8 protein-coding genes are annotated in these 6,053 nt (G+C 73.8%); 3 read left to right on the forward strand and 5 right to left on the reverse strand.

From position 1 onward, the window contains the following. Positions 1–3 precede the first annotated feature (3 nt). Positions 4–525, reverse strand: a complete 522-nt coding sequence (locus tag ABD140_RS06810) for a nucleotide exchange factor GrpE (protein ID WP_344237905.1) — start codon at positions 523–525, stop codon at positions 4–6. 127 nt (positions 526–652) lie between these two features. Here ABD140_RS06810 and ABD140_RS06815 point away from each other — a divergent pair, with 127 nt between their 5' ends. Next, a complete protein-coding gene (locus tag ABD140_RS06815; RefSeq protein WP_344237907.1) occupies positions 653–1,276 on the forward strand; it encodes an ACT domain-containing protein in 624 nt (207 codons plus the stop codon). A 147-nt stretch (positions 1,277–1,423) separates the two neighbouring features. Here ABD140_RS06815 and ABD140_RS06820 read toward each other — a convergent pair whose 3' ends face one another. Next, the gene (locus ABD140_RS06820; RefSeq protein ID WP_344237909.1) at positions 1,424–2,896 is read right to left on the reverse strand and encodes an MFS transporter; all 1,473 of its coding nucleotides are present in this window, start codon (positions 2,894–2,896) and stop codon (positions 1,424–1,426) included. Between the two features lie 88 nt (positions 2,897–2,984). Between ABD140_RS06820 and ABD140_RS06825 the strand changes: the two genes are divergently transcribed. Both ABD140_RS06825 and ABD140_RS06830 read left to right on the forward strand, forming a co-directional pair. Continuing rightward, the gene (locus ABD140_RS06825) at positions 2,985–3,569 is read left to right on the forward strand and encodes a TetR/AcrR family transcriptional regulator (RefSeq protein ID WP_344237911.1); all 585 of its coding nucleotides are present in this window, start codon (positions 2,985–2,987) and stop codon (positions 3,567–3,569) included. A 77-nt stretch (positions 3,570–3,646) separates the two neighbouring features. After that, on the forward strand, positions 3,647–4,477 hold the full coding sequence (locus tag ABD140_RS06830) for an MOSC domain-containing protein (protein ID WP_344237913.1): 831 nt from the start codon (positions 3,647–3,649) through the stop codon (positions 4,475–4,477). Here the strand turns inward: ABD140_RS06830 and ABD140_RS06835 are convergent. From ABD140_RS06835 to ABD140_RS06845, 3 genes are all read right to left on the reverse strand, one after another. Further along, positions 4,465–4,884, reverse strand: a complete 420-nt coding sequence (locus ABD140_RS06835) for a hypothetical protein (RefSeq protein WP_344237916.1) — start codon at positions 4,882–4,884, stop codon at positions 4,465–4,467. The genes ABD140_RS06830 and ABD140_RS06835 overlap by 13 nt on opposite strands. Beyond that, positions 4,881–5,153, reverse strand: a complete 273-nt coding sequence (locus ABD140_RS06840) for a hypothetical protein (protein ID WP_344237918.1) — start codon at positions 5,151–5,153, stop codon at positions 4,881–4,883. Before ABD140_RS06840 ends, ABD140_RS06835 begins: the two co-directional genes overlap by 4 nt. Before the next feature lie 103 nt (positions 5,154–5,256). Continuing rightward, on the reverse strand, positions 5,257–6,053 hold a 797-nt coding region (locus ABD140_RS06845), incomplete at its 5' end, for a helix-turn-helix transcriptional regulator (protein WP_344237920.1).

Below are 6,053 nucleotides of genomic sequence, written 5' to 3' on the forward strand. Positions count from 1 at the left end.
CTCTCAGTCTTCCTGATACTTGCCGACACGGACTTGTGCTCTGCGCACGACGAGCTCCCCGCGGGCGAACCCGTCGGCGCACACCTCGACGACCCTGCCGTCGAGCGCGCGGTCGGTGACGGGTTCGGTGCCCAGGGGGCGGTGCCGTGCGGAGTCGTAGGGGTCGCCGAACTCGACCTCGATGAGCTCGACGCCGGTGCGGCCGAGCGCCTCGGCGAGCTCGTCGCCGATCATCTGCAGCAGAGGGGCGACGTGATCGCCTCGCGGCGGGTCCAGTTCGGCGCGGCGCACCAGGTCGTAGAGCCGGTAGAGCGCGCCCCGGACGGGCTCGTGCAGCTGCTGCAGCTCGCCCCGGCGCAGGTGCTGGATCTCCCGGTGCAGCCGGTCGATGATCTCTTCACGGTGCTTGGCACGCTCGTGCTCGCGCTCCAGCCTCGCCGACAGCCCGAGCAGGGCGTCGCGCAGCTCGCCCGGCGTCACCTCGGACGCCGGGCCTTCCTCTGGAGGACCGGGCTTACTGGACACGTGGAGAAACCCTATAGGTCGGTTGACCTCCACGATAGGCCATCTTGAGGAAATGACACGAACGGGTAACAGCATTGAAACGAGCATATGGCAACATAAAGGAACGGAACGTTTACTGGAGGTGCCGATGCTTTTGCGGATCCGGGTTCGCCTTCCCGACCGTCCGGGGTCCCTGGGCAAGGTCGCCCGCACCCTGGGAGCAGCCGGGGCCGACGTGGTCCAGCTGTCCGTCCTGGAGAACGTGGCGGGCCGCGCCCTGGACGACATCACGGTCTCCTGGCCGTCCGGCGCGCCCACCGACCGCATCTCCGCGGGCCTCGACGCCGTCCCCGGCGTGCGGATCGAGGGCCTGTGGCCCACCGTCGAACCGCCGGGCCTGCACCCCGACGTCGCCCTCATCGGCCAGCTCGCAGCCCGCCCGGAGGACGGCCTGCGCATCCTCGCCGACGCCCTTCCCGGCATCCTCTCCGCCGACTGGGCGGGCGTCCTGCACGCCGGCGGGCTGGTCCACGCCAGCCCCGGCGGCGAGGCCGCCGACCCGCCGGCCGACCTGGAGCCCCTGCGCTACCGCGCCTTCCAGACCCCCGACGGCACCCAGTACGGCCTGGCGCCCCTCACGTCCGTCGAGGCCGCCGTCCTGGTGGCCCGCTCCGACGCCCCGGAATTCCACTTCTCCGAGCTGCTCCGCCTGCAGCAACTCGTCCAGGCCGCCGAATCCGTCCTGGGAGAACGGCTCTCCCTGTCCGTCTGATCGGCCCGGCCGCCATACGGAGACACTCCGACGGAGCCGAAAGCCCATTCATCCGAGTTTTCGGCTCCGTTTTGCCTTCGGCTGACTTTCATGCCGGAGAACTGCGTCGCGAACGCACCGATCCGTTCCCGGAAAGCCGTCCGGAGATCAGTGGACCATGACCGGTCCCTGCGCGGGATCCGGGCGGCCGGAGGGCAGCAGGAACACGCTCGCGATCGCCGCCGCCGCGGCGACCAGGGCGCAGGCGGTGAAGGCGGTGCCGAAGCCGCCCGCGTCCACGGGCGCGCCGTTCCCGGGTCCGGCCTCCAGGGCCGCTCCGGCGAGAGCCGCCAGCGCCGCGATGCCGAGGGCGGCCCCGAGCTCGTGGGCGGTGTTGACCAGCCCCGAGGCCAGCCCGCCGTCCTGGTGCGGCAGGCCGCTGGTCGCGGCGGTCGTGGCGCAGACGAACACCGGCCCCATGCCCAGGGAGAACAGGGTGAACCCGGGCACCAGGGAGCTCCAGGTCCCGCTGCCGGAGTCCATGCCGGTGAGCAGGAAGGCGCCCGCCGCCGTGAGGAGGAACCCGGCCGCGCCGACCGGCCGCCAGCCGAGGGACCGCACGGCCCGCGCGCCCAGGTGCGCGCCCAGGGCGACGGCGACGGCCACCGGCAGGAAGGCCAGGCCGGTCTCCAGCGCGCTCGCGTTCATGACGCGCTGGGCGTAGAAGGAGTTGAGGAAGAACGCGGAGATGAGCAGGCCGGAGGCGGCCAGCATCACCAGGCTGCCGCCGACCAGGGGGCGCCGGGTCAGCACGGTGAGGCGCACCAGCGGGTGCTTCACCGTGCGTTCGATCGCCACGAACACCGCGCAGGCCAGGACGGACGCCGCCAGGGGGAGCCAGGCGGCGGGGTCGCCGAAGCCGTGGTCGCGGGCCTGGGTGAGGCCGTAGACGAGCAGGGCGGGCGTCGCGGTGAGGGCCAGCGCGCCGGGCAGGTCCGGGCGCGCGGGCGCGGCCGGGCGCCCGGTGCCGGGCGTGCGGCCCAGCAGGGCGGTGACGGCCGCGGCGGCCAGCAGCCCCACGGGGACGTTGAGGAAGAACACCCACTCCCAGCCCGGCCCGGCCGTGAAGAGGCCGCCGAGCAGGACGCCGACCGCCGCGCCGGAGCCGCCGATCGCGGCCCAGACGCTCAGCGCCCGGTGGCGGTCGGCGCCGTGGAAGAGCGTCAGGACGAGGGCCATGGCGGCCGGCGACATCAGCGCGGCGCCGACGCCCTGCACGGAGCGGGCGGTGACGAGCACGCCGGCGCCGGAGGCCAGCCCGCAGCCGACCGAGGCGGCGGTGAAGAGGAGGAGTCCGGCCAGGAACGTCCGACGCGGCCCCACCGCGTCGGCCAGCCGCCCGCCGAGCAGCAGCAGGCTGCCGAAGAAGAGCGTGTAGGCGGTGACGGTCCAGGTGAGCGCGCCGGAGGACAGGCCGAGCTCCGCGCCGATCGTCGGCAGCGCGACGTTCACCACGGTCACGTCGGCGATGAGCATGAACTGCGCCAGGCACAGCACCGCCAGCAGCCGTCCGCGGCGGGGATGGGCCGAGGGCGCGGGGGCATGCGCGCGGGCATGGGTCGAGGGGGATTCGTGGGACACCGTACGCACTCCTAAGTTGAACACTGGTGTTAGGGATAGCGTACGCACAGATCCGGCCTAATCTGAACACCCCTGTTAAGATTGCGCCATGGAGAGCAAGCCGTCCGCAAAGCGCCGCGCCGATGCCGAGCGCAGCATCACCGCGATCGTCGAGGCCGCGCTGGAGTGCCTCCGCGCCGAACCGAACGTCGGCATGGCCGCCATCGCCCGCGCCGCACAGGTCAGCCGCGTCACCCTCTACGCGCACTTCCCCACCCGCGAAGCGGTGGTCGAAGCCGCCACCCGGCACGCCATGACCCGGGCCCGCGCGACCCTGGACACCACCGCCCTGGACGCCCTCCCCGCCGACGAGGCGCTGGCCGCCCTGACCCGCACCTCCTGGCGGATCCTCGACCACCACCTGGGCCTGTTCGCCGCGGTCTCCGCGACCCTCCCCCCGGAGACCGTCCGCGACCACCACGAACGGGCCATGGAACCGCTGCGCCGCCTGCTGCACCGGGGCCGGGAAGAAGGCACGATCCGCACCGACCAGCCCGTCGAATGGCTGGTGAGCGCCTACTACCACCTCATCCACGCCGCGGCCGCGGAAGTCCGGGCGGGCCGCCTCCCCGCCGAGGCGGCCCCGGACGCACTGGTCGGCACCCTCCTGCCCGCCCTGCGCCCCGCCCCCTGACCCCGGTTCCCCGGTCCGCCCTCCCGGGAAGGCGACGAGGCGGGACTCCCGCGTCTTCCCCTCCTAAGATCAGTGCAATGGAGGAAGTTCTGGGCATCCGGCGTTATCCGCTCAAGTCCGCCGCAGCCGAAGACCTCATCGAGGCCGAACTCGGTGAGCACGGCCTGTCCGGGGACCGGACCTGGGCGTGCCTCGACGCGGACGGCACCGTGGGCAGCGCCAAGCAGCCGCGCCTGTGGGCAGGCCTGCTGGCGGTCGGCGCCCGGCTGGAGGCGGCCCCGGACGAGGTCGCGATCACGGTCCCGGGCGCGGCGACCGTCCTCGCGGGAAGCCCGGAGGCCGACGCGGCGGTCACCGCGCTCCTCGGCCGCCCGGTGCGGCTGACCCGCACCGCGCCGCCGCGGGCCTTGCGCCACCACCGGTGGCCCGACGAGCCGGGCATGATCCCGGACTGGGCCGACGCCGCACCCGGAGGCGAGGAGACGGTGGCCGTCCGCGACGGCTCCGGCGACGGCCGGTTCTACGACTTCGGCGTCCTCCACGTCGTCACGTCCGGCGCGCTGGCGCGGCTGCGCGCGGAACACGGAGCCGAGGTCGACCCGGTCCGCTTCCGGCCCAACCTCGTCGTCGGCCTCGATGAGGATCCCGAGCCGGGGCAACGGCTCCGCATCGGATCCCATGCGGTCATCGAGGTCGCGGTGCCCACCCCCCGGTGCGTCATCCCGTCCCTCTCCCACGGCCGCGCCCCCGGGGACCGGACCCTCCTGCGGACCCTCGCCCGCCACCACCGCAGGGAGGTCCCGGGTTTCGGGCGCGCGACCTGCTTCGGCTTCTACGCCGCCGTCGTCCGCCCCGGCCCGATCAGGACCGGAGACCCGGTCGCCGCGACCGGCGATCAGAGCACGTAGACGCCCGTCTCCGCATACCACTGCCACAGGTCGGCGCGGCAGGTGACCAGGTCCAGTCCTCGCGCGGCCGCGGCGGCCGCGGTGTGCCCGACGGCGAGGGCCGCGGCCGTGCCGCGTATCTCGTGAAGGTCGTCGCCGAACAGCCGGGATGAGAGCTTCGCCGCGGTGGCGACGGTCAGGTCGTCGCTGACGCACTGCTCCCAGCGCAGCAGTTCGAACAGGGTGTTCTGGGCGGGAAGCGCGGCCTGGACGTCGTCGTGCAGCAACGCCGTCGCCAGGGCCGAGGTGGGGACGACGATCGTGGTCAGGGTGGTCCTGGCCGCGTCGACCATGACCGCGGCACGGCCGCCGAGGGCGATCGACACCAGGACGCTGTGGTCGACGACCAGTCCGGTGGCCGGTTTCACCCGCCTTCCTCGAAGAGCACGCGCAGCTCTCCTTCCGCCAGGCCGAAGATCTTCGCGACGGCGGTCCGGGTCAGGGCGAGCTCCTGCGGGCTCATCGCCGCCTCGGCCGCGCGTCGGCGCGACATGATCACATCGCGGATGCGCTCCTGCTCGTCCAGATGCTCCTTCAGCGCCTTGGCGATGACCGCCGAGGCCTCGCCTTTGCCTGCTTTGGCCTGAAGCCGTTCGGCGAGTTCGTCGGGCAACGTGATCGACAACTGCCTGCTCATGGACGCATCCTATGAAACATGTGATGCGCGGGGGAAGGAACGCCGCACCTGCGCGCAGGCGGCCTCGCCTCCCGGAGCGGATGCGGCGCGCTCCGCGTCGGGGTCAGTGGTGGCGGATGGCGTGGGCGGCCTGTTCGGCGATCTCGCGGAGGTGGGCGGCGAGTTCCGGGGGGTCGAGGAGGGTGTAGGGGACGGGGAGGAGGGTGAGGCGGTGGGCCAGGCGGCGGGGGGAGTCGGGGGCGGCGTGCAGGAGGCAGGCGGTGTCGCCGGCCGGTTCGAGGGTGCCCTGCCAGGCGGGGACGCGGGCGGCGGCCTCGGCGAAGGGGACGTGGAGGAGGAGGCGGGCGCGGACGTCGCGGGGCGGCATCGCGCGGGTCACCCAGGTCCGGGTGTCGACGCCTCCGGGGAGGTCGCGGGCGGGGAAGCGGACGCCGGTGCGGTGGACCTCGCTGACGCGGTCGGCGCGGAAGGAGCGCCAGGCGGCGCGGTCCACGTCGTAGGCGACCAGGTACCACAGGCGTTCCACGACGACCAGCCTGCGCGGTTCGACCAGGCGGCGGGCCGGGTCGCCGTGGGGCTTGGCGTAGGCGAAGCGGACCTTCTCGCGGCCGGCGCAGGCGGCGGCCAGGGCGGCGAGGACGGCGGCTTCGGCGGCGGGGCCGTCCCGCGGCGGGAGGACGACGGCCGCCGCTGACAGCGCGGACACCCGGTGGCGCAACCGGGAGGGCAGGACCTGCTCCAGTTTGGCCAGGGCGCGCAGGGCGGAGTCCTCGATGCCGGTGACCGCGGCGGTGGCGGCGGCGCTGAGGCCGACCGCGACGGCGATCGCCTCCTCGTCGTCCAGGAGGAGCGGCGGCATGGCCGTCCCGGCGGACAGCCGGTAGCCGCCGATGTTGCCCT

Origin of the sequence: Actinocorallia libanotica (genome assembly GCF_039525175.1) — a bacterium.
Lineage (GTDB): Bacteria > Actinomycetota > Actinomycetes > Streptosporangiales > Streptosporangiaceae > Actinocorallia > Actinocorallia libanotica.

Excerpts from the sequence above, each read along its gene's own strand:
- ABD140_RS06815 (WP_344237907.1), top strand. The coding sequence starts at position 653 with ATGCTTTTGCGGATCCGGGTTCGCCTTCCCGACCGTCCGGGGTCCCTG.
- ABD140_RS06825 (WP_344237911.1), top strand. The coding sequence starts at position 2,985 with ATGGAGAGCAAGCCGTCCGCAAAGCGCCGCGCCGATGCCGAGCGCAGC.
- ABD140_RS06830 (WP_344237913.1), top strand. The coding sequence starts at position 3,647 with ATGGAGGAAGTTCTGGGCATCCGGCGTTATCCGCTCAAGTCCGCCGCA.
- ABD140_RS06840 (WP_344237918.1), bottom strand. The coding sequence starts at position 5,153 with ATGAGCAGGCAGTTGTCGATCACGTTGCCCGACGAACTCGCCGAACGG.